Source organism: Marinobacter sp. UBA2498, from assembly GCF_002341575.1.
In the GTDB taxonomy this organism is placed as follows: domain Bacteria; phylum Pseudomonadota; class Gammaproteobacteria; order Pseudomonadales; family Oleiphilaceae; genus Marinobacter; species Marinobacter manganoxydans.
Genome location: NZ_DDOI01000111.1, coordinates 3,466 through 27,584, shown reverse-complemented (window position 1 = coordinate 27,584; position 24,119 = coordinate 3,466). Strand labels below are relative to the sequence as shown.

At 56.1% G+C, this 24,119-nt stretch carries 16 protein-coding genes and 1 tRNA gene; 11 read left to right on the top strand and 6 right to left on the bottom strand.

Features of this window, described 5'->3' with window-relative positions:
* Positions 1-1,761, bottom strand: a 1,761-nt coding sequence (locus B2W52_RS15565; RefSeq protein WP_286803698.1) for a methyl-accepting chemotaxis protein, incomplete at its 3' end; no start/stop codon positions are given.
* Positions 1,762-1,921: 160 nt separating this feature from the next.
* Positions 1,922-3,907, bottom strand: a complete 1,986-nt coding sequence (locus B2W52_RS15560) for an SDR family oxidoreductase (protein ID WP_008171430.1) — start codon at positions 3,905-3,907, stop codon at positions 1,922-1,924.
* A gap of 385 nt (positions 3,908-4,292) precedes the next feature.
* Here B2W52_RS15560 and B2W52_RS15555 point away from each other — a divergent pair, with 385 nt between their 5' ends.
* Together B2W52_RS15555 and B2W52_RS15550 are read left to right on the top strand one after the other, a co-directional pair.
* Positions 4,293-4,592 (top strand): hypothetical protein, encoded by a 300-nt coding sequence (locus tag B2W52_RS15555; RefSeq protein WP_273018528.1) that lies wholly within the window; start codon positions 4,293-4,295, stop codon positions 4,590-4,592.
* Between the two features lie 64 nt (positions 4,593-4,656).
* Positions 4,657-7,479: an insulinase family protein gene (locus B2W52_RS15550; RefSeq protein ID WP_008171425.1), complete on the top strand. Its 2,823-nt coding sequence runs from the start codon at positions 4,657-4,659 to the stop codon at positions 7,477-7,479.
* Positions 7,480-7,484: 5 nt separating this feature from the next.
* On the opposite strand, the gene B2W52_RS15545 is transcribed toward B2W52_RS15550, so the two are convergent.
* Both B2W52_RS15545 and B2W52_RS15540 read right to left on the bottom strand, forming a co-directional pair.
* A complete protein-coding gene (locus tag B2W52_RS15545; RefSeq protein WP_008171422.1) occupies positions 7,485-8,117 on the bottom strand; it encodes a TIGR04282 family arsenosugar biosynthesis glycosyltransferase in 633 nt (210 codons plus the stop codon).
* On the bottom strand, positions 8,104-8,811 hold the full coding sequence (locus B2W52_RS15540; RefSeq protein ID WP_008171420.1) for a TIGR04283 family arsenosugar biosynthesis glycosyltransferase: 708 nt from the start codon (positions 8,809-8,811) through the stop codon (positions 8,104-8,106). The genes B2W52_RS15545 and B2W52_RS15540 overlap by 14 nt, the downstream gene beginning before the upstream one ends.
* A gap of 87 nt (positions 8,812-8,898) precedes the next feature.
* On the opposite strand from B2W52_RS15540, the gene B2W52_RS15535 reads away from it, so the two are divergent.
* The 9 genes from B2W52_RS15535 (at position 8,899) to B2W52_RS15495 (ending at position 22,357) form a co-directional block, all read left to right on the top strand.
* Positions 8,899-8,975: transfer RNA gene (locus B2W52_RS15535), tRNA-Arg, on the top strand.
* A 186-nt stretch (positions 8,976-9,161) separates the two neighbouring features.
* The gene (locus tag B2W52_RS15530) at positions 9,162-10,421 is read left to right on the top strand and encodes a tyrosine-type recombinase/integrase (RefSeq protein WP_273018530.1); all 1,260 of its coding nucleotides are present in this window, start codon (positions 9,162-9,164) and stop codon (positions 10,419-10,421) included.
* A gap of 627 nt (positions 10,422-11,048) precedes the next feature.
* A complete protein-coding gene (locus B2W52_RS15525) occupies positions 11,049-11,258 on the top strand; it encodes a helix-turn-helix transcriptional regulator (RefSeq protein WP_273018531.1) in 210 nt (69 codons plus the stop codon).
* Positions 11,259-11,554: 296 nt separating this feature from the next.
* Positions 11,555-12,580 (top strand): toprim domain-containing protein, encoded by a 1,026-nt coding sequence (locus tag B2W52_RS15520; RefSeq protein ID WP_273018532.1) that lies wholly within the window; start codon positions 11,555-11,557, stop codon positions 12,578-12,580.
* On the top strand, positions 12,577-14,463 hold the full coding sequence (locus tag B2W52_RS15515) for a DUF927 domain-containing protein (protein ID WP_273070238.1): 1,887 nt from the start codon (positions 12,577-12,579) through the stop codon (positions 14,461-14,463). Before B2W52_RS15520 ends, B2W52_RS15515 begins: the two co-directional genes overlap by 4 nt.
* A 555-nt stretch (positions 14,464-15,018) precedes the next feature.
* Positions 15,019-15,267, top strand: coding sequence for a hypothetical protein (locus B2W52_RS15510; RefSeq protein WP_273018534.1), 249 nt, complete (start codon positions 15,019-15,021; stop codon positions 15,265-15,267).
* 268 nt (positions 15,268-15,535) lie between these two features.
* A complete protein-coding gene (locus tag B2W52_RS15505) occupies positions 15,536-15,718 on the top strand; it encodes a hypothetical protein (RefSeq protein WP_273018535.1) in 183 nt (60 codons plus the stop codon).
* Positions 15,709-16,299, top strand: coding sequence for a hypothetical protein (locus B2W52_RS15500; protein WP_273070240.1), 591 nt, complete (start codon positions 15,709-15,711; stop codon positions 16,297-16,299). Before B2W52_RS15505 ends, B2W52_RS15500 begins: the two co-directional genes overlap by 10 nt.
* 22 nt (positions 16,300-16,321) lie before the next feature.
* The gene (locus B2W52_RS15495) at positions 16,322-22,357 is read left to right on the top strand and encodes a hypothetical protein (protein WP_273070242.1); all 6,036 of its coding nucleotides are present in this window, start codon (positions 16,322-16,324) and stop codon (positions 22,355-22,357) included.
* A gap of 539 nt (positions 22,358-22,896) precedes the next feature.
* Here B2W52_RS15495 and B2W52_RS15490 read toward each other — a convergent pair.
* Both B2W52_RS15490 and B2W52_RS15485 read right to left on the bottom strand, forming a co-directional pair.
* Complete coding sequence (locus B2W52_RS15490) at positions 22,897-23,298, bottom strand: hypothetical protein (protein WP_273070246.1); 402 nt, start codon at positions 23,296-23,298, stop codon at positions 22,897-22,899.
* A 542-nt stretch (positions 23,299-23,840) separates the two neighbouring features.
* Positions 23,841-24,059 (bottom strand): hypothetical protein, encoded by a 219-nt coding sequence (locus B2W52_RS15485; protein ID WP_273070247.1) that lies wholly within the window; start codon positions 24,057-24,059, stop codon positions 23,841-23,843.
* Positions 24,060-24,119: the final 60 nt, after the last annotated feature.

The window sequence follows — 24,119 nt, the reverse complement described above, 5'->3', positions numbered from 1 at the left end:
GATGGACTTTATCGAATCCAGAACCCTGGTGATGGATTCCATATTCTTTCGCAAGTCCTCTATGCCGGCTTCTGCTTCCTCCAGTTTCCTGGCCATAGCACGGGTGTCCTCAGCGGAGGATTCCACCTCGGTGGCGCTGCGGCTGACCGCCTCATCAGTGCGCCGGGCGGCGGCTGCCGATTCCGAGGTATTCTGGGACACCTCGCTGATGGCAGAGGACATTTCTTCAATGGCCGACGCCACCTGCTCAGTCTGCTCTGCCTGCTGATTCACACTGTCCAGGGTCTGCGAGGTGGTACCGGACAACTGTTCAGATGCACTGGCCTGGCGCTGGGACGCTTCTTCAACCTTGAAGATCACTTCTTTCAGGTCTGACACCATCTTGAGCATGGAGCCGTATACGCCCGTGGCATTGTCACTGTCGGACGAATCAATGACCAGGTTACCTGCAGCTACCTGTTCCGCCAGTGCCTGCAATTCGGACGGGTCTTTGCCGAGGGGTTTCATGATCCGCACTGCGGTCCAGACCGCCACGGCCGCCACAGCCAGGAGCACAATAGCAATGGCTATCGCCGCCAGCGTCCACATTTCACGCACCGGCGCCAAGGCCTCGTCTTCGCTAATCTCCGCCACCAGCGCCCAGTTCAGCCCGCCTACGGTAACTGGCCTGTGGGCGGAAAACACTGGCTCGCCACGGTAGGACGTAACCACGCCTTCACCGGAATTTCCGGCCAGGGCCTCATCCACCGATGTCGAACTAATGCGTCCATTCTCCGGGTCGGCAAAGGAAGCGACAACACTGCGGTTTTCCGGATCCAGGTAGGAGTCTGACCGCATCAGGTTATCCGGCCCCACCAGATAGGCATCCCCGGTTTCGCCCATGCCATCTCGTTCCATCATGATGTTGTTCAGGCTGTCGATGGGGAACTGGAAGGCCAGCACGGCCAGCCGCTCATCTTTTTCGGAATATATGGGGGTTGCCACAAATCCGGCGGGCGCACCGTAGGACGGTACATACCGAGTAAAATCAACAAAAGTCGGAGCAGTATCCTGTCCGTCAGACATCGCCTGACGATAAGCTGCCGCCAGGCCAGAATCCGCGTAAGGACCGTCTTTCAGGGAGGTAGCAAAATCCACCTCTTTGGCTACGGAATAGATAACATGGCCTGTATCGGCATCAATCAGATAAATATCGTAGTAGCCGAACGCCTCCTGAAACTCCTTGAACGAGGTGTGCCACTGTTTGTGAAGCGTGTTATAAAACTGCGCGATATGGACGTCAGCCGATACCAATTCGTCTTTCTGCCCCACAGGATTCGGGTTGTCCACGATGTAACCCATCTGCAGAGCCAGGCTGTTTTTGCTGAGGGATGCAACGAAGTCCGAGGCTGAACGTCCGTTAGCACCACCATTTTGCTGCAAGGGTGGCAAAAAATTCTGCTGATAATAAGCCTCGACGTTTTCTCGTAAGGTCGACTGCTCCTCTTGTACCAGTTTTTCATAATTCTGGAATGCCAAACCAAACCCCTGGGCCGCCGTTCGGGTCCCGCGATTATTGGCCATGGCTTTCAGCTGCCGGGCAATAGTGCTGAGATAATCTTCAACACTATGCTGCTTATTGGTAGCCGCAATAGAGAGTCGTTGCAACGCCTGTTCCGTCAGGCTCTGTCGGGCAATTTCGGCGTTAAAAAATGAGATGGCAATGACGGGAAGCAGGCCAACCAGCAGCAAAGTCAGCAAAAGACGTTTCTTGAGAGTCATCAATAGCCCTTCTTTTATATTGTTCTTATGTTAACCATCGGCTATCGGCTGGTTTTCTTTAGCCCAGAACACTTTATAAAAGAGGCGAATCTCTTTTAACCCATTAATATGGGGGGGGGGGGAAATAACTCCCCCTCCCACTCGATTCGGGGCAACTGCGTTACCAGTAGATGCCCCGCATGATGGCGGCGAAAGCCACCTGCTCGCTGGACACCTTCGGCTTCTCCCCGGAACGGCTACCAGCGGCGGCCGGTGAATCCGGGAACATCCGGTAACCGGTGTTCATGACGATCTCGGCCATCTTGGGCGCCAGGGCATGAAGCACCTGGGCAAAGATACCCAAACGGGTAGCGATTCGCTTCGGCCGGTAGACGATGGCATCAGCAACCATGGTCGCAGCCTCGTCCGGCGTTAGCGTGGGGACAGAATCGTAGATCTTGGTTGGCGCAATCATCGGCGTTTTCACCAGCGGCATGTTAATGGTGGTGAACGTGACATTGCGATCCGACCATTCCGAAGCGGCGCAGCGGCTGAAGGCATCCAGCGCGGATTTGGAAGCCACGTAAGCCGAGAACCTGGGAGCGTTGGTCAACACACCGATGGACGAGATGTTGACCACGTGACCGCGGCGATTCTCAAGCATCTTGGGCGCAAAGCCCATGATCAGACGAACGGAACCAAAGTAGTTCAGTTGCATGGTGCGCTCGAAATCGTGGAAGCGGTCGAACGACAGATCCAGTGAACGGCGAATCGAGCGCCCGGCGTTGTTAACCAGCACGTCGACCTGGCCATGGTTATCCAACACGGTCTTCACGAACTCGTCGCAGGCATCCATGTCGGAAAAATCGCAGGGATAGGCGTGTACGCTTGCGCCCCGGGACTCCAGCTCTGCGGCCACTTCCTTCAGGCGCTCGAGTTTGCGGGCACCGATCACGAGGATCGCGCCGGCGTCTGCCAGTTTCTGGGCAGTTGCAAGACCAATACCGGACGTAGCACCGGTCACCACACAGACGCGACCTTCAACCGTGCCCTTGAGCGTGCGGTCCTTGAACAGGTCCGGATCCAGATTGCGCTCCCAGTAATCCCAGATCACCGGCGCGTAGTCCGGCAGGCGGGGCACTTCAATGCCGGTGCCTTTCAGAACGCGCTCGGTTTCGCGGGCGTCAAAACGGGTCGGGTAATTGATGAACGACATCACGGATGGCGGAATGCCCATGTCATCAAGAATGGCCGACGTCAGACGCTTCACCGGTGGCAGGTTCTTCAAGCTCTGGCGAATGAATGGCGGAATAAAGCCGAACATGCGGGAATCGATCCGCATCCCCATCCGGGGTGCGTGACCAGCCTCGCTGAAAATGTTGAGAATTTCGCCAACCTTGTACGGATCGGTATCCACCAGGTGGAAGCACTTGCCGTCTTCACCCTCGAGGTGAGCAATGTGATCCATGGCGTTAACCACGAAATCCACCGGCACAATGTTCAGACGCCCACCCTCGACACCAATGGTCGGAACCCACTGGGGCAGCGCGTGGCGGATTTTCTGAATCATTTTGAAGAAATAGTAGGGGCCATCCACCTTGTCCATTTCACCGGTAGCGGTATGCCCAATCACCATGCCCGGGCGGTAGATGCGGAAGGGAACCTTGCATTCCTCACGAACGACCTTTTCAGATTCGTGCTTGGTCCGCAGATACGGATGATCCAGCTTCTCGGCTTCCTCGAACATGTCTTCGCGGAAGATTCCCTTGAACAGACCGGCAGCCGCAATGGAAGAAACGTGATGGAAGTGCTTGGCGCCCATCGCTTCCGCAGCATTCACCGCAGCGCGGGTGCCCTCGATATTGGTCGCCTGCTGGGCTTCTTCATCTGCGCCCATATCGTACACGGCGGCGAGGTGAAAGAAGTGGTCGATTTTCCCTTTCAGGGCTTTCATCGTCTTGGCGTCGATGCCCAAATTCTTGCTGGTCAGGTCGCCTATGACGGCCTTCACCTGGGTTTCATCCGCGCCCCAGCGCTCACGCAATTTGTCCAGCTTGTCCTGGGATTGTTCACGCACCAGTACGTGGACAGTGCCACCACGTGCCAGAAGCTTCTCCACCAGGAAACGGCCAATAAATCCGGTGCCACCCGTCAGGAAATAATTCATCAATCTTCCACCCTGCCTGTTGCTCTGTTGTTGTCTATCCATGCCGGCACCCATACGACTAAAGTCTTAGAGTTTTCCGGAAACGCCGGCATTGTACTTAATTGCAACCTTCATGTATCGAACTTTTTTAGAGCTTTTACTCTGTAAGCCTTTGTTTTGTATAGAGCTATTACTCTAAATTTCTGACCCGACAAGCGGGACATGCCTGTCCGGTTCGTCGACACAATGTTTTTGAGACTAGCACAGGAATTGCCCCGTGCATGCTCAATTTCCGGATTACCACAATGCAATGAAAGCGCCCGCCAGCAATGACATAATCGGGAACTTATCGCGCCTTTTGGCATCTCTTGTTTTCACAGGAACACCGACCTCCGGAACCCCTACTATGCAGAAAGACAATCCCAACGCGGAACGCTGCATTTCGATTGCCCGGGCCTGCCTGAAGGCCATCAACGACACAGCCGATAACGCTGGTTCACGGGAAGAGAAAATTCAGGCGGTCTACGAGGCCATCGACAAGGCCTTCCAGGCCGAGTTCGCAGATTATCGCCAGTCCGTCGCCATCATGGCCACGGTTCTCGAGCGTATTGCCTCGGGCCAGCTGGACAGTGAGAAAGCCGCCGACCTGGCACGTAAAACACTTGACCAGCAGCCTGAAAGCACCCGCAACGCGCTGATGCACTGATTCGCAAACGTCTTCTCCGGATCCCAGAGGGCCTATGAACACACGTACCGTCAGGAAGAACTCCATGCAGAACCCGATCTCACGCCTGTTTTCCCTGCTCATACTTTTGCTGTTCAGCACCCTTGCTCTTGCAGCGCAGATTCCGGAGAAGAGCCCCAATGACGACAACCAATACCGGTTTATCGAACTGGACAACGGCCTGAAGGTCATTCTGGTGTCTGATGAGGATGCAGACAAAGCAGCGGCCTCAATGAACGTTGCTGTTGGTAGCGGAGATGATCCGGCGGAGCGCGAAGGCCTCTCCCACTTCCTCGAGCACATGCTGTTCCTTGGGACCGAGAAATACCCCGATCCTGGCGAGTACCAGCAGTTCATTAAGAGCCACGGTGGCCAGCACAACGCCTTCACCGCGTTCCAGGACACGAACTACTTCTTCGATGTTCAGGCCGAATTTCTGGAACCGGCACTGGATCGGTTCGCCCAGCAATTTTCCGCGCCCTTATTTACCGCAGAACTGGTGGATCGTGAGCGCAACGCTGTGCACTCGGAGTTCAGCGCCAAACAGAAAGACGATGGTCGACGCTTCTATTCCGTCAAGAAGGCCGTTAGCAATCCGGATCACGCCTTCAGTCACTTTGCCGTCGGAAACCTGAGCACCCTTGAGAATACGGAAGCAAATCCCCTTCGGCCGGACCTGATCGAGTTCTGGAAGCAGCATTACTCCTCGAACATCATGAGCCTGGCGGTTTACGGGCCCCAAACCCTGGACGAGCTGGAATCCATGGTGCGAGGGCGGTTCGATGCCATTGAAAACCGCAACCTTGAGACCAAGCGTCACGTCGCCAGCCTGTACCGCTCAGATGAGCTGCCAGCCAAGGTCACAGCAGAAGCACTGAAGGACGTTCGAAGCCTGTCGCTCACGTTCCCTATTCCGTCCCAGGAAGCGAACTACCGCACCAAACCCGCCAGCTACGTGGCCAACCTGCTCGGCCACGAGGGCCCGGGCAGCCTGTTCGATGTTCTGAAACGGGCCGGTCTGGCGGAAAGCCTCTCCGCAGGCCTGGGCATGGATACCGGCGAGAACGCCACCCTCGAAATCAGCATTTCCCTGACACCGGAAGGACTGGCTCGCCATGAGGACATCCTGCCGCTGGTATTCGATTACATCGAGAAGATTCGACAGAAAGGCATCAGCGAGCGGCGTTTCCTGGAAATGCAGAACCTGGCTCGCATCGATTTTCGATTCCGCGAACAGGGTAACCCCCTGCACGAAGCCATGCGCCTTTCTCGTTACCTCCAGGACTATCCCGCCGAAGACGTTTTGCGGGCGCCCTGGCTGGTTGAGCGCTTCGCGCCGGAACAGTACCGCGACATTCTGGACAGGCTGACGCCGGACAACCTCCTTGCTTTCGTTCTGGCACCGGAGCCTGAACTTGAAAATCCGAACCGAACCGACTGGTACGAAGCGGCGTGGGCCCGGGAACCACTCGACCCGGCAACACTGAGGACCCAGAGCCTGCCAGAACTCGCTGCCCAGCTGCGCCTGCCACCGGAGAATCCATTTGTGCCGGAAGATCTTGCGATGGTGCCCGGAAAAACCATGGCGCAGCCGACACAACTGGCAACCATCGAGGGAATGGATGTCTGGTTTGCCCGGGATACCCGGTTTGATACCCCGAAAGCCAACGTGTTTGTGGGCCTTCGTACGCCTGCCACCCGAGCGTCGGCACGCAGCTACGTGCTCACTCAGCTGCTGGTGGACGCTATCAATGCCAATCTGAACGCCTGGGCTTACTCCGCCAGTCTTGCGGGCCTGGATTACAGCGTCTATCCGCATCTCAGGGGTATCACGGTCCGGGTCGGCGGTTACAACGACAAACTCCATACCCTGATGAACCGGATTCTGCTCCAGGTGGCTGCACCGGAACTGACCGAACAACGTTTCGAGATCGCCCGGCAGCAGCTGATTGACGGCCTGCAGAACAAGGCCAAGGATCGCCCCGTCGAACAGACCTCTGAGTTTATCCAGACGTCCCTCATCGAAGGCGCCTGGCCCACCGACGCCAAGCTGAGAGCCGCCCGGGAAGTTAGCTTCGAGGAACTGCAGTCCTTCTCTGAAGCCCTGCTGTCACAGGTTGACCCGGTTATGATGGCGCACGGAAACCTTACCGAGGCCTCGACTCTTAACCTCGCGCGGCAAATTGACGCCATTGTTCTGGGCAACAGCGAGCTGGTCCGGGTAGCACGAAGCCAGGTGCGCCAGCTGCCAGATAATGAAACCCTCGTCTCCATCGACGTGGACCATCCGGACACGGGCTATACCCTCTACATGCAGGGAGACAACACCAGCTTTGAGGAACGGGCCCGATTCCGGCTGCTGGCCCAGATTATCAGCAGCCCGTTCTACGAAGAGATCCGAACCACCCGCCAGATGGGCTACATCGTTTACGCAACGCCTTTTGAAATGCTTGAAACACCGGCCCTGGGGTTTGTTGTGCAGTCACCTTCCGCTTCCCCGGCAGAGATTGACCAGGCGGTTCAGGAATTCTCCAACAGCTTTGAGGAAACCCTCTCCGCTTTGACAGCGGAACGCCTTGATCGGGAGAAACAGGCCGTTATCAGCAAGCTACTCGAGCGGGACCGGCAACTCGGCGAGATTTCCAGCCGCTACTGGCGTGAGATTGATCGGGGCATGGACACGTTTGATTCCCGCCAGCAGTTGGCCAACGCGATCAAGCAGGTCGGAAAACCACAATTGCTGGAAACCTTCAAAAAGGCCGTCCTGGAGCGCAAGCAGGCATTAGAAGTGGTTACAGGTGGGAATGGCCTGGAGGCAAACCGGGCGCTTGGCAGGCTCACCGAGCTGCCGCCGGTGCCCGCCAGCTAGAGTACTCAAAGAGTGCGCAGAAAGCGCGCCCAGTCTTCGGGCTCGTCGACATCCCAGCGGGGCTCCAGCAAACAATAGCTGAGCCCCGATGCTTTAAGGCGCTCACAGGTCTGGGTCAGAACCTCCGGCGTGCCCCAGGCAATGTCATCCAACATTCCCTCAGCCACTCGGGAGGCTCCAATCAGGACATAGCCGCCATCGTCTGAGGGCCCAAGCACAACGTCGTAGTCTTTCAGGAGCGCGACGGCGTTACGGGCGTAATCCGGATCGACCGAGGGGCAATCACTGCCCACCACCAATGCCCGGTCATAATCCTGAAGAGACAGACTCAACGCTCGATACATCCGTTGGCCCAGTGTGCTCCCCTCCTGAACGCCTTGCATCAGGCCGGCGGCATCAAGCTCTTCAATGATAGAGGCCGCCTCGCCGGGCCGGTCATCCACCGGTCTATCCCACCAGAATTCCACCGGATAGCCGGTCGCACACAGGTTATCCAGCACAGCCAGCGTGAGCCGAACATGGGCTTCGAGAGCCCCGACCGCACCCAACTCGGGCATCAACCGGGTTTTAACCCGTCCGGCTTCCGGCCATTTGGCAAACTGGAGAAAAACCGCCGCAGGCGGATTACTTTGAGGCATTGCGCACATCCGATCGGTAAATTTGGGCCAGGGACTCCGGCGATTCACCACGCCAATACCGCCAGCGCAGCTGCCACATCAGAAAAATCGTTCGCCAGGCACCGTATTTCTGCCAACGGCGGCTATCGGTAACGACTGGCTCTTTTATACAGAAAGGATGGGACACCAGGCAAAGACGGCGTGAGAATTCGACATCTTCCATGAGCGGCATCGGGTGAAAACCATCCAGGGCGTCGAAAACGTCCCGCCGTACGAAAATTGCCTGATCACCGGTGCAGATGCCTGACAGGCGCGAGCGCTGGTTCATGAACCAGGCAATAACCCGGAAAAGCAGCCGCTCACCACTCAGCCGCACATCGAACCGCCCCCAGGCGCGACGGGAATGGACGAAACTTGCGAGATGCTCCAGAGCTTCTTCCGGCAGGCGCGTATCTGCGTGCAGAAACAACTGTAGATCGCCCTTTGCAACTGCCGCGCCGGCGTTCATCTGAAGCGCCCGGCCCTTCTCTGACACAACCACCCTGTCGCAAAGTGGCCGGGCCAGCTCAACGGTTCGATCGGTACTGCCACCATCAACGACAACCACCTCATGCCCCCGGTTACGGATCGGTTGCAGGGCGCGCAGGGTGTCGGTTACACCTGCCGCTTCCATCCACACGGGAACAATCACGCTTAGCGAGAAAGGATCTGGCAAAACACACTCCGTGACATTCTCTGAAACCGGACCGAACCTTGAGCCTCAGGTCTTAGCCCGCTATCATACCGCCCTTCTCGCGATAATGCCCCCGTAGCTCATCTGGATAGAGCGTCCCCCTCCTAAGGGGAAGGTAGCAGGTTCGAGTCCTGCCGGGGGTACCAAGACAGCATCCAGCCGCATCCACAAACTCCCCTGAAAGCCCCGCGCTGCAAGACTTCACAAACAATACTAGCACACTTCGGACACAATGGGACAAGTATGGAAGTACCCACACTTTACGGGTACTCTTGAGGGTACTGGCCAATGTTTGGCCAGCCAGTACCCGCAAATCAGCACAGGTGGTGCGTATGGCCAGAGAGACAAACAAACTCACGGATAAAATGGTCAAGGCAGCAAAGCCGGAAGGCCAGAAACGGCGAAAGCTGGCGGACGGTGGCGGCCTGACCTTGGTAGTCAAACCTGAATCAAAAGTCTGGTGGTTTCGCTATCGGTTTGGCGGAAAGGAAAAGGTTTTCAGCCTGGGAAGCTATCCAGAGGTTACGCTCAAGGAAGCCCGGGAAGGTCGGGACAAAGCCCGCAAGCTCCTGGCACAGAAGAAAGACCCCGTTACGCATCGCCGCTCAGAGGGCGCCAAGAACCTTTCAGCCGCTTCCAATACCTTCAAGGCCGTTGCCGAGGACTGGCTCAAGCTCCAGAAAGGCCAGCTGCAGGACAGCACCATAGACGTTACCCGCAACCGCCTGACCAATTGGATCTATCCGCACCTTGGCACTATGCCAATAACTGAGATTGAGCCGCCTCTGGTTCTGCAGGTATTGCGCAAGATCGAAACCAAGGGCAAGCACGAAACCGCGCACCGGATGCGCCAGAGAATCAGCCAGATATACCGCTTCGCTATATCCGAAGGCAGAGCCAGCCGAGACCCTGCCGCCGATTTGCGGGGACTCCTGAAAGCGGTACCCGCACAGAACAGAGCCGCCATCACGAAGCCTGACGAACTTGGAGGCCTGCTCAGAGCCATTGAGGCTTATTCAGGACAGCCGGCAACGTGCGCCGCCCTGCAGCTGGCCCCTATGCTGTTCTTGCGCCCTGGGGAGCTGAGAAAGGCTGTTTGGCATGAGATCGATCTCAAGGCCGGTATATGGATTGTTCCCGGCGACCGGATGAAAGGGACGCTGAAGGCGAAAAGGGCCGGCCAAGTGCCAGACCACAAAATCCCCCTCCCCCGCCAGGCTATCGAGATCCTGAAACCGCTCAAGCAACTGACCGGGAAAAGGCCGTTTGTTTTCGAGTCGATCAAGCCAGGCCGCCCCCTGTCAGAGAACACCATCAATACCGCCCTGAGAAGCATGGGCTATGACAGCGAAATGATGGTAGGGCACGGATTCAGAGCAACCGCGTCAACGCTCCTGCATGAGATGGGCTGGCCCCCGGAAGTTATCGAGCTCCAACTGGCACACCGCCAGCGGAATCAGGTAGCCGCCGCGTACAACCGATCTGCCCGGATGGAGGAAAGAACAGCCATGATGCAGCAATGGGCTGATTACCTCGACAGTCTGAAGAAAGGGGGAAAAGTGGTCCCTCTCAGATATAAGAGCTCGCAATAAAGTCATTTTATTTTTAAATAAAAGAACGATTACCGATTGCTTTCGGCAATCGCAAAATGATGATTCTGATGTGTATAGGTGTGTATTGATGTTATTGAATCTGCACCGCACAAGGGCCGAGTGGTGGATCGCCAGCAATTTGATGAAGCGTTACTTGCGGACTTATTCAGGACTTTATACCTTGGGAAGCGTTCGGACGTTATGGAGTTCCGAGGCAAGCGAAAGGACTCACTAGGCGATGATGACACTCTTCATGTCACATCCCGGTCATACCAGAAATATCATGGTAGCCTTGGAACTGTTCGGACGTTACAGGGTTCAGATGTAGCCAGAGGGACTGGCAGGAGACGTACAGGAAGTGGTGATTGTCCACTTAAACGGTCTGAAATAACCTTGGAACTGTTCGGACAGATAGAGAAAGCGGGAAACGGAAGTACGCCAAATACCTCCGCCCCGCCCGAACCCAGAGCCGTAGAACGGATGGGCGCTATTAAGATTGAGACCCCTAATAGCCCTTTAACGATAACAGCAAGGCTTATATAGCACAATTCTGCTACCTCGCCAGCCTGTTACGTTTTGCATCCCTTCCCGATACGGCATAACTGATACCAGATCCGTGAGGTAGTTATGTCCACATCCGATTACTCAATCCTGAGACTTTCCGAAACGCTCCGCCGCACAGGACTCAGCCGTAGCAAGCTCTACGCTCTGCAGAGTGCCGGCGAGTTCCCGCAATCAATCAAACTCTCTCGCAATGGCTCTGCCGTTGGCTGGATTGAATCAGAGGTCCATCAGTGGATTCAGGCCCGCATTGCCGAGCGCGACCGCGCCGCATAAGCCAGACCAAAGCTCTGATTTAGCCTAATGCCCTTCACTGGGTATGGGCTCACACAATCTGACATCCGGTAGAGGTGACTTATGAGAGTTCAACCCCCCGTTAAGCCAGGCTTTTTCTGGAAAGCAGGCCGCCAGTACATGGCTCTGTCCGAAGTGCCCCGCACTTTGAATCTGACCGCATCAGAAGTAACAGATGCCGTAGGCCGAGATGAGCTGAAGGTCGAGAAGGTATCTGGCTGCAAAGTTGTTTCGATGGAAGCGCTGCTTGGTTACGTCACTATGAGGGAGGGCCAGAAATGAAAAGAGCGCCCGCTCCCGAAGAAGCCAAGCGCCAGACCCGGTTCAAGTATAGCATCGGACAATCGGATCAAAACACAGTAAATCGTAAGCACGACGAAGCTGCTGGAGGATACGCATCCCTCCTAGATTCAATACGCACAGCTCTGCTTGAAGCGGGTATAGAACCCGCGAATCCTGACGCCCTCCTCTCACGACTGGCTGAGGCGGAGGGCAAACCTGTGCGATTTGGAACAGTCACAAAGCCTCGAAGCAAAAACGGATGGTTGATTGCCTACCATGATCGAAGCCTTCCGTTTGTGGTGATTGCCGGAGACTGGGCAACCGGGGCAGAAATGAAGTGGATAGCCGGTCACTTAAACTCCATGACGCGAGCTGAACAGCGAGAGCTGAAGCGCCGAATGGATAGAGCGCGAGAAGCCAGAGAGGAAGAGCAGGCCCGCCAATGGGAAGCCAGAGCCATCGAAGCAGGCCGCCGCTGGCACTCTTCCGCGACAGCCGACCAATTTCATCCCTACCTTCTACGAAAGGGGATACAGCCGCACAGAGCCCGCCAGCATGGCAGAGAGCTTGTGTTATTGCTGACGGATTTCAACGGTAAGGCCTGGAGCCTGCAAACCATAGACGAAGCCGGTGAGAAACGTTTGATGGCTGGCGGAAAGAAGGCCGGTCACTTCATCGTCGTGGATGGACCGGACTACCCTGCCCGCGTTTTGATATGCGAAGGCTGGGCCACCGGCTGCACCCTCGCAGAGTCAGATCCTGCCGCGTTGGTGTTAGCTGCAGTGGACTGCGGAAACCTTCAGGCAGTCGCAACAGGAGCCCGGAACCGTTGGCCCGATGCCGACCTGATCGTATGTGGAGATGATGACCGGACAACACCAGGCAATCCGGGAGCGACCGCCGCCAGATCTGCGGCTTTGGCCGCTGGTGCACGATATGCGCTTCCGCAGTGGCCGCCAGCAGCCCCTCTAAACCTTTCCGACTTCAACGACCTGTCAAATTGGCGGAAGGGGGCAGCATGAGCGAAACCAGCACTGCACTACAGATTTCGGAGGTAACCGAGGTAACCGGGGTAACTCCCCTGTCTCCCAACGCTTCCAGCGGTAACCCCAACGAAAAACTTGAGGTAACCGGGGTAACTATCAACCCGGAAAGCCCACTCACGACACCCCCTAAAGCTCCTGAGGAAGCGAAGATAAACCGCCCGTGTTTTGCGACCCATGATGATTGGTTCAAGCTGAACGGCGAGCTTCAAAAGCCAGGCCTGTACTGGCACGGCTGGAGCAAGGCACACGGTGACAGTGAACCGGAACCATTGGACACATGGGTAAGCACTCCAATCCACTCAATTGCCCTTACTCAAGACGAGCATGGGAGCAATCACGGGCTACTTTTGCGGTTCTGCGATCCATCCGGCAAGTGGAAGGAATGGGCAGCCCCGTTACATCTGCTTAAAGGCAGTGGCGAAGAATTGCGAGGCGAGCTGCTGAGCAATGGGCTTAGATACAACCTTCAAGCTCAGCGACTCTTACTGCAATGGATGATGAGCCAGTACCCAAACCGGTGGATCATTGCAGCGACCACAACCGGTTGGGGGCCTGACACCGATGCGTTTGTTCTTCCGGGGGCAACTATCGGCCAAACAGAAATACGCTTTCAATCGGAGCATGCAGCCCACGATGCCTATGTTCAACGCGGCACCCTGGAGTCATGGCGCAACAACGTATCCAAGCGATGCGAAGGCAACCCTGTCTTGGTGTTGGCAATTTCCGTTGCCTTCGCCGGCCCGCTGATTCTGAAGGCTCGCCAACAGCACACCGGTGGCGCCGGTATCCACCTGATGGGCGATTCATCCAAAGGAAAGACAACGGCACTCCAAATCGCCGCCAGTATTTGGGGAGCACCTGATTTCGTCTGCTCCTGGAGAGCAACCGGCAATGGCCTCGAGGCTACCGCTTCAGCAAGGAATGACACTCTCCTTCCCCTCGATGAAATCAGTGAGAGCAATCCGAAAGAGATTGGTTCAATCGTCTACGCCTTAGCGAATGGCCACGGAAAGCAAAGAGCTGCGCGAACCGGTGGCGCCCGGCTTTCTGCACGCTGGCGGATCATGGCCCTGTCCAGCGGTGAGCGAAGTCTCTCTGCACACATGAATGAATCTGGACAAAAAGTGAAAGCTGGCCAGGAGGCCCGTCTACTGGATCTCCCAGGCACGAATCGCGTTCATGGCGCATTCGACAAACTGCACGGCCTGGAGAGTGGCAGCCAGTTCTCGAACGCCCTTAAGGAAGCCACTAGCAAGGATTACGGCTTGGCGGGCCCCGAGTTTGTGGCGCGCCTGATCCAAGACGAGAGCGATTTGCCCGGGCTGTACGCGGAAACGTGCAACCTTCCCGGCTTCACTGGGTCGGACGGCGTCGAATCACGGGCTGGCAGTACGTTTGCATTGATTGCCATGGCAGGAGAGAAGGCCACTGAGTACCAAATCACTGGATGGGCCGAAGGAGAGGCCCTTACTGCTGCGATGGATGCGTTCAACGAATGGCGATCATTCAGAGGGCAAGGCAGCACGGAACACCGACAAATCTTGAGCGGAATACGTGACTTCATCGCGAGGCACGGTGACAGCCGATTCTCCGAACGTAACCCAACGAATGAGATCGCTCCGCCGGTTAGAGACAGGGCCGGGTATTGGGAGGACACCCAGGATGGCCGGGTTTATTACTTCAACGCGCCAGGCCTGAAAGAAGCCGGCAATGGCCATGATATGCCTCGTATTCTGGAAGCCGTCGAATCCGCAGGATGGATAGTGGAGCGGGACGGCAACAAACGCTCGAAGCGTAAGAAAATTTCAGGGCAAGTCGTCGCTCTGTACGCGCTACGCTTGGAGGATCCAGAACCATGAGTTATGCCGAGCTATTGCGTAAGTTTGCAGAGCGCCCGGTTACCCCGGTTACCCCGTGCAAAGAGGCCAAGGTAACCGAAAACCGTGAGGAAAATCAGACAGGTAACCTCAGTTACCTCAGTTACCCCAAGGAACCTAGAGAAGCTGAGCGAAACCGTAAGCCACGAAGACTTGAGGCTCCTTTGCATGAGATCGCGCAAACCCTCGGGGCCTGCCCCAACATCCTGAGATCCCTTCTGTCTGAAGATGACATGGAGGACATAGCAGAAGGGCTAATCAGTCGAAGCCATCTAATCGCCTACTTCAGGCTGATGCGCTCAGACGGTATACCGCTGACAGAGGATTATCCGAGCTTCAAGCGTTCACCAGAGAATCGATCTGGACACGTTCAGAGGATGCAGGTTTGGAAGCCTGCTCACGAAGACCTGATAGACCATCTCATGGCCTGCGCTGATTGCCACGCCCCACTGAAACGTTACTGCGAACAGGGCGCGTCACTTAGACAGGCTTACATCGACCTTTGCACTGCCCCATTAGAGAACAGGACTACAGTCAATGAGTGATGAGACGACGCAACCCGAGTTCACCGAACGCTACCAGCCAGGTTGGTACTTTAAAGGCCAGGCGCCATGCCTGGCAGTCTATGAAATACCGAAATATGCATTGATGACAAACCTAGAAGTGGAGGTGGCCATAGTAAATGGTGATTTTCAGCTTGAAAGGGTCGCCGGATGTAGAGTTGTCCCCCTTGCCGACGTATTCAGATATGTAGAAAGGCGTGCAGCTGTTTGGGGAGAAAAGTAAACAAGGCTCTTTCAACTGAACTGAGGCCGGGGCGCCCTGGAAGAATCACACCTTCCCGCCCTGGTCGTCATTGCCCAACTTCACGCGCGCATACTGGTCCGAAAACCTCCCTCATAGCTCGAAGAATAAACACTGTTTATCCGCGCATATATCAATGCAAAACTGTTATAATTGTAGGACAGTAGGACAAAAGTACATTACGAAGATTGTCAGACAAAGACACAGTAAAACGTAAGCTGACTTAAACCTTTTTGTTTGAGGTATCGCTATGGCACGCACAAGAGGCGCCACCAACGCCAAGCCCTCCAAGAAAGCCCTCAAGACCTATTACGCAATGCTCCGCAGCGCTGCAGACCAAGGCGACCTCGCCGCAGCCGGCAAACTCATCGAACTGGACCACCTCGAAAAACAGCGTCAGCTTCAAGCAGAGGAGAAACACCAATGCGGGTAACAAAATTCCACCCAGAGCTTGCCCCTCCCCCACTTGGGAAAAACTTCGAGGAAGGCACAGAGCCCACCGGTGATGGCTGGGTAGATCACCCTTCAGAATTCCCCAACACCAAGGTTTACCTCTACCACCCCTGGAAAGCGCCACGAGGGGAAACGTTCGAACAGGGCGAAGAACCGCAAGAACCCGGCTGGGTAACCTCCAAGAAACACCTTCCGACTATGCCGGATCCACTAGGGCCGATTTACAACGAGAAGCGAATTCCTGCCCTCGTGAGGGTTGCTGAAGTGCTGCGTGCTCGAGGCTTTCCCGAAGTTGAGATCAAGAGGCACTTGGAGACGGTTAACCAGCGGGAATGCCTGCCGGCAGTAGAAGTGCACAGCCTTGATGAGGTTGTTCAGGGCACAACGCCAATCGGAATGCCTCACCTGAGTTTTGTTCTACAGGACGTTGCAGATGAGCTGGCCAGGCAAGGCAAATCCATAGAGGCCGCATACGAGACGCTGAACGACTTGAACACCAACCGGGGCAACAGCGCGCTTGGTGACGATGACATGCAGCAATTCTACAACCGCTTTTCCTGAAGCAGCTGGCCGGGAGGCTTCCATGGTGAATCCATACAACGAGATTGCAGACCAGATCGACCAGAAAACGATAGGAAATGATAAGTCAGCAACACCGGAGAGACGCCAACCGCTGGCGCCACCCAACCCTTACGAGGCGTCAATCAAGAAGGTAGAACAGCAAAGGAACGTGCTGCTAAACCGCGCACTGAAACGCGCAATGGGTAACCCGCCTGATGAGATTGCTGAGGTAATCGGCCTTTCCAGAGCCACCGGACTGAACCCCGAAATCGTCAAAGGTCACAAGCAGGAGGTGGAATTTCGAGCCAGGCAGCGCGAGACCGGCGCCCAGGTGGCTGCACTCTCTCACCCTGGCCAGGAATGGCTCACAGAAAAGTACAACCTGGATCTGTCCCGAGATGACCTTGCCAACATTAAGGCTCTTGATGACGCCATCCAGAACCGTGACTACTACGAACAAACCGCTCTGGAGCGAAATCTGGTCACTCCTGTACGCGATGCCCTTCTCAGCATTCGGTCTGCCTTCACCTCGCAGAAAGCCGCGGCCAATGCTCCGGTGATTCCGGTGCTCGAGCAAGCTGAGGAAATCCTCCAAACTCAGGGCCGGGAAAAGGCCCGCGAGTGGGCCCAAACAGACGAGCGGGTCCGGGAGCTCGGCATTCACTCCAATGTCGATTACTTCCTCAGACAGTCGGAGGACAAGCGCCAAGAGCTTCTTGGATACCGCCAGCAATCAGCCACAGAGGCCGCACAAGCGACCGTAGAGACCGAGACAGAGCGCCAGGGACTGCCGAGAAACCCGCGCCTGACAGAAGCTGAGGGCTTCACCGGTGTCACCGGCGCAATCTTCAACAATCCTGAAATCATCCTTCAGGAAGCAACCCGGGCTACTGCCCTCTCCTTGCCGATGCTCGCCATGGGCGCCGCTACCGGTGGCGTTGGTGCCGCTGCCATTGGATTCGAGACAGAGCGCAGCCTGGAAATCCTCAGCCGACTGCAGAAAGCCGGAGTAGACGTCACCGACACCGATGTACTGCTGGCGGCCTTCGCTGATTCCGACCTGATGGAAGAAATTGGGGGCGAGGCAGTTCTGAAGGCAGGAGGCGTAGCCGCAATGGATCTGCTGAGCTTCGGAGTAGCCGGTAAGCTGTTGGCACCGGCCGCCATCGGCTCCAGAGCGCTAACAGGGCCGCAACGAGAATTGCTGAACGTCATGGCCCAGGTTCCGGTTCAGTCAGCCTTTGAGGGCGGTGGTGAGGCCCTTGGCCAGCTGCTGGCGGATGGTGAAGTAGATGGGGCTGAAGTCGCCATAGAAATGATTGCTGGCGCTGCCACGTCCACGCCCGAAGTCGCTGTGTTTGGTGGCCGTCGAATTGCTGAGACCTTCACCCGCAAAGCGCTGGACTACCGCACGGCAAAGCGAGACAGAGCGTATCTCACCAATGTGAAAGAGGCGGTGAACCAGACCAAGCTCCAGAAGCGTGACACCCAAGCCTTGAAAGAACTGATAGCCAAGCTGAACGAACAGGCGCCCGCGAAAGAAGTGTTCATTGGCGCCGAAGATTTCCGTGAGCTCTTCCAATCCCGGGACATGGATCCGGATGAATACGCCAAACGCATGGACTCTGTAGGCAGTCAGTACACCGAAGGACTCGCCACCGGCTCTGATATCGCGGTATCCATGGAGGACTTCGCCTCAATCATTGCGCCCCTGGAGCTGGCAGAAGACTTTATTGAGCTCGCCAGAACGCAACCGCTCGGCATGAGCCCGGCAGAGGCTGAGGCCTGGATGAGCGAGGAAGCGCGGCCGGCGCTGGACGATGTACTGAGTGCGCAGAAGGATGAACTGCTGGCCTCCGGTGACCAAGTTTTTCAGGAAGTTACCCAGGCACTGACCGCAACCGGCATGGAGCGCCGCACCGCTGAGCGCAACGCCACGCTCTACCGGGCATTTTTCGAGACTCAGGCCGAAAGCGAAAGCCTGGACCCTTACGAGCTGTTCCGCTCTTACAATCTCAACATTTCTCAACAACTACCTGAGGCTCTGACAGCCAACAATCTGGACTCGCTGGACCCCTTACTCAATGAGATACGCGAGAAGGCGACAGCTGAAACGGACACCGCCCCTGAACAACAGGCCCAAACATCAGAACCGCTGAACGCCGGTGAACGCTCGCAAGACGTGGCCGCCATCGCTGCCGAACTGGAACGCCTTGGCTTGTCAGTTGCCGAGATGGACAATGACTCTATCAAGGCCGCGCTGCGCCGCATGGACAGCCGGGGCCCAATCGACTCCGAGACGGTTCTTTCCCAGGGCTCAGGGGGTGGCGAGACCAGTGCAGGGAATCGCGGCCGCATTCGATTTAACCGGGAAGACAAACGTTTTCAGATTGAGCTCATGGAAAACGCCAACCTGTCCACGTTCCTCCATGAATCAGGGCATTTCTTCCTGGAGGTATTGGGAGACCTGTCGAGCCGGGACAACGCCAGCGAGCGGGTCAAAGCTCAATACCAGAGCCTGCTTGAGTGGCTGGAAGTCCCAGGCCGCGATTCGATAGCAACCGAGCAACACGAGCAATTCGCGCGCGGCTTCGAGGCTTACCTGATGGAGGGCAAGACCCCTACACCGGAGCTGCAATCCATCTTCTCCCGGTTCCGTGCCTGGCTGCTCTCGATCTATAAACGAATCAACCGGCTCAATGTTCAGCTATCGGATGAAGTGCGCCAGGTAATGGATCGGATGCTGGCGACCGATGAAGCCATCGAACAAGCCCGGGAAGGGGCCGCCTATTCCGCCAGCCTGACAGACATAGAGGCGTTGAACTGGACAGAACAGGAGCGCGCCCGCTACCGGGATCTGGTGACCCAGGCACGGAACGACGCCGAAGAGACGTTGATCCGCCAGCAAATGGCCGATTTGGACAAGGTCAATCAGCGCTGGTGGAAACAGGAGGCCAAGCGAGAGCGAGAGAAAGCGCTGAAGGCCATGAACGAGGAAATGGCATACGTTGCCCGCTCCCTTCTGCAAAAAGGCGTCATGCCTGACGGTAGCTCCCTTCCTGAACCTCTGCGGGCCATGAAACTGAACCGGCAGGCCCTGGCGGATATGTACCCGGCTGACAGCGACGTTTGGAAGCAGCTGAAGGCGATGAAAGGCACCTACATCTACACCAGAAAAGAAACCGGAGTGCACCCGGATATCTTGGCCGAGGTGCTTGGTTTTGGCTCAGGTGATGAACTTGTGAGAGCCGTTATCCAGACCCAGCCGATTGCGGACGAGGCACAGGCCAGAGCGGACGCCGCAATGAAAGCCGCCTATCCGGATCTCAGTCTCAGCGGTGAAGCTTCACAGGAAACAGTTGAAGCCATCCATAACGAGAAGCAGGCGGAGCTGTTACTTACTGAACTGAAGAAGTTGCACAGTTTGGGCAACCGAACCGGACGCCCTCTCACGCCCGCCAGGATGCTGAAAGAGACCGCCGCCTCCGTTATCGCCGGCACACGTGCTAAGGACATCAGACCCGACCTCTACCGCCGTGCTGAGGCGAAAGCGGGCCGAGAGGCTTTTGAGGCCGCCGTTCGGCAGGATTTCGAGGGAGCATACCGAGCAAAGCAGCGCCAACTGCTGAATCACTATCTATACCGAGAAGCCAGACAGGCTCAGGAGACCTCAGAGAAGGTTTACCAGTACGCCAAAGGCTTTAACCGCAAGGCCACACGCCAACGCATTGCAAAGGCTGGGGGTGGTTACCTCGAACAGATTGACGCGATTATCGACCAATACGAATTCCGCCGCGTTTCAGTCCGACAGCTAGAGCGGCGCCAATCGTTGCGCGCATGGACCGAAGAGCAGCAGGCAAACGACCTACCGGTAGATATCCCTGAGGACGTTTTGGAGCGCTCACAACGGGTGAACTATCGGGAACTAACCATGGAGGAGTTGCAAGGTGTCTACGACTCCATCCGGAACATCGCACACGTGGCAAGCCTTAAAGGCCGGTTGCTCAAGGATCGTCAAAAACGTGAGCTGGAAGAGGCACGCCGCCAGGTGGTGGAAGGCATCACCGAAAACGCCAACCGAAAGGCCAAGGACGATGTAGAGACCCGCCTCCCCTTCCAGGAAGCCCGGTATATGGTGGGCAACTACCTGGCATCTCACCGGCGCCTCTCCAGCCTGATACGCGAAATGGATGGCGGCAAAGACGGTGGGACGCTCTGGCAGATGGTGATGCAGCCATTGAATGAAGCAGGCGACCTGGAGACCGAACGGACACGAATCTATAACGAGGCGCTGGCCAGATTGTTCAAAAAGTACAATCCGGGCGAGCTCTCCCGCTTCTACCGCAAAGAGTACATTCCGGAACTCGACTATAGCTTGAGCAAGCAGGGCCTCCTGATGATGGCCCTCAATGCCGGAACCGCGGATAACTGGCAAAAGCTTGTCGCCGGCTATCAGCAGCGCAAAGGCTGGACGGAAGAACAGATGCGGGCTGCCATCAACCGACTTGAAAAACGAGACTGGGAATTCGTGCAAGGCGTCCTGGATCTGGTGAACAGCCTTTGGCCAGAGATCGAGGCGAAAGAGAAACGGGTAAAGGGTATTGCCCCTGAGAAGGTGCCAGCTCAACCGATCCAAACGCCATACGGCACTTTCCCGGGTGGCTACTTCCCTCTTTCCTATGACGAGCGCCAGAGCGAAAAGGCCTACTCCGACCGGGTGAAGGAAATGGCCGAGAAGACGATGCAGGGCGCCTTCACAGCCGCCACCACGAAGCGAGGATTCACCAAGGCCCGGGTTGAAGGGGTGGTTCTGCCTGTACGCCTGGATTTCGGCACTATCTTCGAGCACTTCAACGAGGTCATCCACGACCTGACCCACCATGAAGCGCTGCTGGACGTTAACCGGATTCTACAGTCACAGTCGGTTCAGGAATCGATCTACAGCGCCTACGGAAACAATGTCTACCGGACCATGAAGGCCGCCGTTGACGATATCGCGGCCGGTGACGTGCCCGCCATTCACGCCCATGAGAAAGCCCTGAAGCATCTGAGAAACGGGGTCACGATTGCCTCAATGGGCTGGAATATCGGAACCGCCGCAATGCAGCCGCTGGGTATCACGAACTCCATCGTTCGGGTAGGCCCCAAATGGATTGGCCGGGGCGTGAAGCGCTGGATTGGAGACGCTGCCAAGATGGAGAACACGGCAGCCTGGATCTTCGAGGTATCTCCATTTATGAAGGATCGCGTGTTCACACAAAGCCGAGAGATAAACGACATACGCAACCAGATGCGAGGACGCGGAAAGCTCTCTTGGGTTGAAGACTCCTATTTCTGGTTCATCACACGCATGCAGATGACCGTTGATATTCCGACCTGGCTGGGCGCCTACGAAAAGGCACAGAGCGAGGGCGCGACGGAAGCAAACGCTATATCCATGGCCGACCAAGCTGTTATAGACGCCCAGGGCGGAGGACAGATTAAGGATTTGGCTCAGATTCAAAGGGGCCACCCAGCTCTAAAATTGTTCACGAATTTCATCAGCTACTTCGTGACGACCTGGAACCTCATGGCGGAGCGGTACCGGCTGAACAAGTTCGAGAGCATGGCGGACGCTGGCCGGTTCGCCTCTGACTTCCTGCTGCTCTACACAGTGCCTGCAGTGCTTGGCTACTTCGTTTCCGGCGCTCTCCGTGGATTTGGTGGGGATGACTTGGAGGATCCAGAGGAAATGGCCGGAGTTCTCGCCAGAGAGCAGCTTTCCTACATGCTCGGCGGCTTCTTCGGGATACGCGAACTGAGCTCTGGTATTCAGGGGTTCTACGGCTATTCCGGGCCGGCTGGCACTAGATTCTTCAGTGAGGCGGTGAGTGCAATGAACCAGGCAAGCCAGGGTGAAGCGGACGCAGCGCTGGCGAAATCCTTAAACGATATGGGCGGGATACTGTTCCACTACCCAGCCGGCCAAGTAGAACGCTCAGTGGAAGGCGCCAGCCTGATTCTGGAGGGCGAGACAATGAACCCCTTTGTTCTCCTGACCGGTGAGAAGCGGGAATAAGGGGTTTTCGGAGTCCAAAAAAGGAATGTCCAGCGCAAGGAGGCGCTCTATTCCATCTTGGCGAAATAGCCGACTATCAACAGCACCAAAGTAATCACCACAGCGCTGCCAGCACCAACTTGGTCCCTGACAACACCAAACCATAACGAGAGTATGACGCAGCCTACAACCACCCATTTGATACCAGAATCACGGCTATCCATAAACTCGCCTTCAAACCAACTCGTTTCGGCGCATTACTCGTGGGTCCCTGTCGAATGAGCCAGACCGCGAGGCCCGAGCAGCCACTCGGTGAACGGCAAATTTTCGGGCATATATAGCGCCTCACCAGTTAAAAAGAACCAGGGCCTACAAACAAGAGCTTAAGACTGTGACATTTGAATAGATCGACCCGAACTTCCCCGCCCGGAGCCATACGGCAACCCGGCAACGTCCCGCCCCATTCGCTCACGGATGAGCCCCGCTCCACGCGGGACAACCGAGTTTTGTCACTCCATAAAAAGGCAGGGATACCGAGCATTTCTATAAGCATAAAAGCATCAGTCGGAGGTCGCCGAGACTGGGAAAATTCTCGATATAAACCAAGCCTGTGAGCCGAGCATCCCTATGACGGCGAGCCCGGCAGCCCATCTCATCAATATTGAAACATCGTAAAAAAAGTAGGCAATGACGACTCCTGACAGGCAAGCGGTCACATTGGCCAAAACTGCCAGAAGAAAAGAAGGTGCCCGAAAGCACACGTTTCGGAAAAATAGCCAACCAGTGTAAAGGTATGCGAGAAGATACAGAGCGGGGACCAAGATGCTACCAACCAAACCAACATCGAAAAAAACGCCATCCATGAGGACCAGCCGCCTCCCCTCATAAAGAACGGATCCGCTCAACCACAGTGCAACCAAAGCGCCGACAAAAGCGGTTATTGCGTACAGTGCAATTTTCATCAGAAAGCCTCTCACTCCTCGCAAACGACTAGCCGGAACCAATTCAGGCTCAAAAGCTTATTGATACCCTCTGAAATTAGCACACACTGCGGGCTGCCAATCTAATTCCGGCTAAGTTAGAAAGACTAGTCATTTTCAAACCATCGAATTCTGAGCTGTGCGCAGCAAAGTGCGCATCCCCAACGCGCGCGTAATGGTCCGAAAACTCATAAAGAAAGCCACGCCGTGTATGAAAATTCCCGACACTGGTTATTGTATGCCTGTCCGCCAGCGCCGCCCTGCCTGAGTTGGGGCGTCCAAACCTCCAGCCGCAACCCAAGTTTGTCTAATAATCTCGCAGTAGGTCATAAGCGTTGGCGCGGTTTTCAGAAGAATGGAGAGGTATTACCAAGTTGCAGCTCTTTGCAAACCCTGACCGCCCGATAAAACCCGATAGCAACTCGTACCAGCCCAACATAACGCGACACCAAACGACAAGGTTGTCAGACAAAAAAGCCCCGGCGATTAGGCCAGGGCTCACTGTTGCGCCTAGGTCCAAGCGGTTACTTTACGGCGTGAATCCTGTCACGCGGCTCCGGGTAGTAGAAGGTTACCCCCACCGCATTGCCGTCAATGTCGTCAATGAGCCAGCCTTCAGGCGGCGGCATTTCGCCCCCATCCATGCTTTCGGCCATATCCCGGAGTATTCGCGCCATCTCCGGCGCTAACTTCTCGCCCCTAAAAGCAGGCTGATTGTCTAGTCGTAGAATGAGAAAGCTCATTTTGCCGCCTCCAAGTTGAGAGCGATTAACTCTCTCGTTCCCGGCAATAGGAAAGCGGAA

Bases quoted from the DNA above. Each gene is read 5' to 3' on its own strand.
- B2W52_RS15560 (WP_008171430.1), bottom strand. From the start codon at position 3,907: ATGAATTATTTCCTGACGGGTGGCACCGGATTTATTGGCCGTTTCCTG.
- B2W52_RS15555 (WP_273018528.1), top strand. From the start codon at position 4,293: ATGCAGAAAGACAATCCCAACGCGGAACGCTGCATTTCGATTGCCCGG.
- B2W52_RS15550 (WP_008171425.1), top strand. From the start codon at position 4,657: ATGCAGAACCCGATCTCACGCCTGTTTTCCCTGCTCATACTTTTGCTG.
- B2W52_RS15545 (WP_008171422.1), bottom strand. From the start codon at position 8,117: ATGCCTCAAAGTAATCCGCCTGCGGCGGTTTTTCTCCAGTTTGCCAAA.
- B2W52_RS15530 (WP_273018530.1), top strand. From the start codon at position 9,162: ATGGCCAGAGAGACAAACAAACTCACGGATAAAATGGTCAAGGCAGCA.
- B2W52_RS15525 (WP_273018531.1), top strand. From the start codon at position 11,049: ATGTCCACATCCGATTACTCAATCCTGAGACTTTCCGAAACGCTCCGC.
- B2W52_RS15520 (WP_273018532.1), top strand. From the start codon at position 11,555: ATGAAAAGAGCGCCCGCTCCCGAAGAAGCCAAGCGCCAGACCCGGTTC.
- B2W52_RS15515 (WP_273070238.1), top strand. From the start codon at position 12,577: ATGAGCGAAACCAGCACTGCACTACAGATTTCGGAGGTAACCGAGGTA.
- B2W52_RS15510 (WP_273018534.1), top strand. From the start codon at position 15,019: ATGAGTGATGAGACGACGCAACCCGAGTTCACCGAACGCTACCAGCCA.
- B2W52_RS15505 (WP_273018535.1), top strand. From the start codon at position 15,536: ATGGCACGCACAAGAGGCGCCACCAACGCCAAGCCCTCCAAGAAAGCC.
- B2W52_RS15500 (WP_273070240.1), top strand. From the start codon at position 15,709: ATGCGGGTAACAAAATTCCACCCAGAGCTTGCCCCTCCCCCACTTGGG.
- B2W52_RS15495 (WP_273070242.1), top strand. From the start codon at position 16,322: ATGGTGAATCCATACAACGAGATTGCAGACCAGATCGACCAGAAAACG.
- B2W52_RS15490 (WP_273070246.1), bottom strand. From the start codon at position 23,298: ATGAAAATTGCACTGTACGCAATAACCGCTTTTGTCGGCGCTTTGGTT.
- B2W52_RS15485 (WP_273070247.1), bottom strand. From the start codon at position 24,059: ATGAGCTTTCTCATTCTACGACTAGACAATCAGCCTGCTTTTAGGGGC.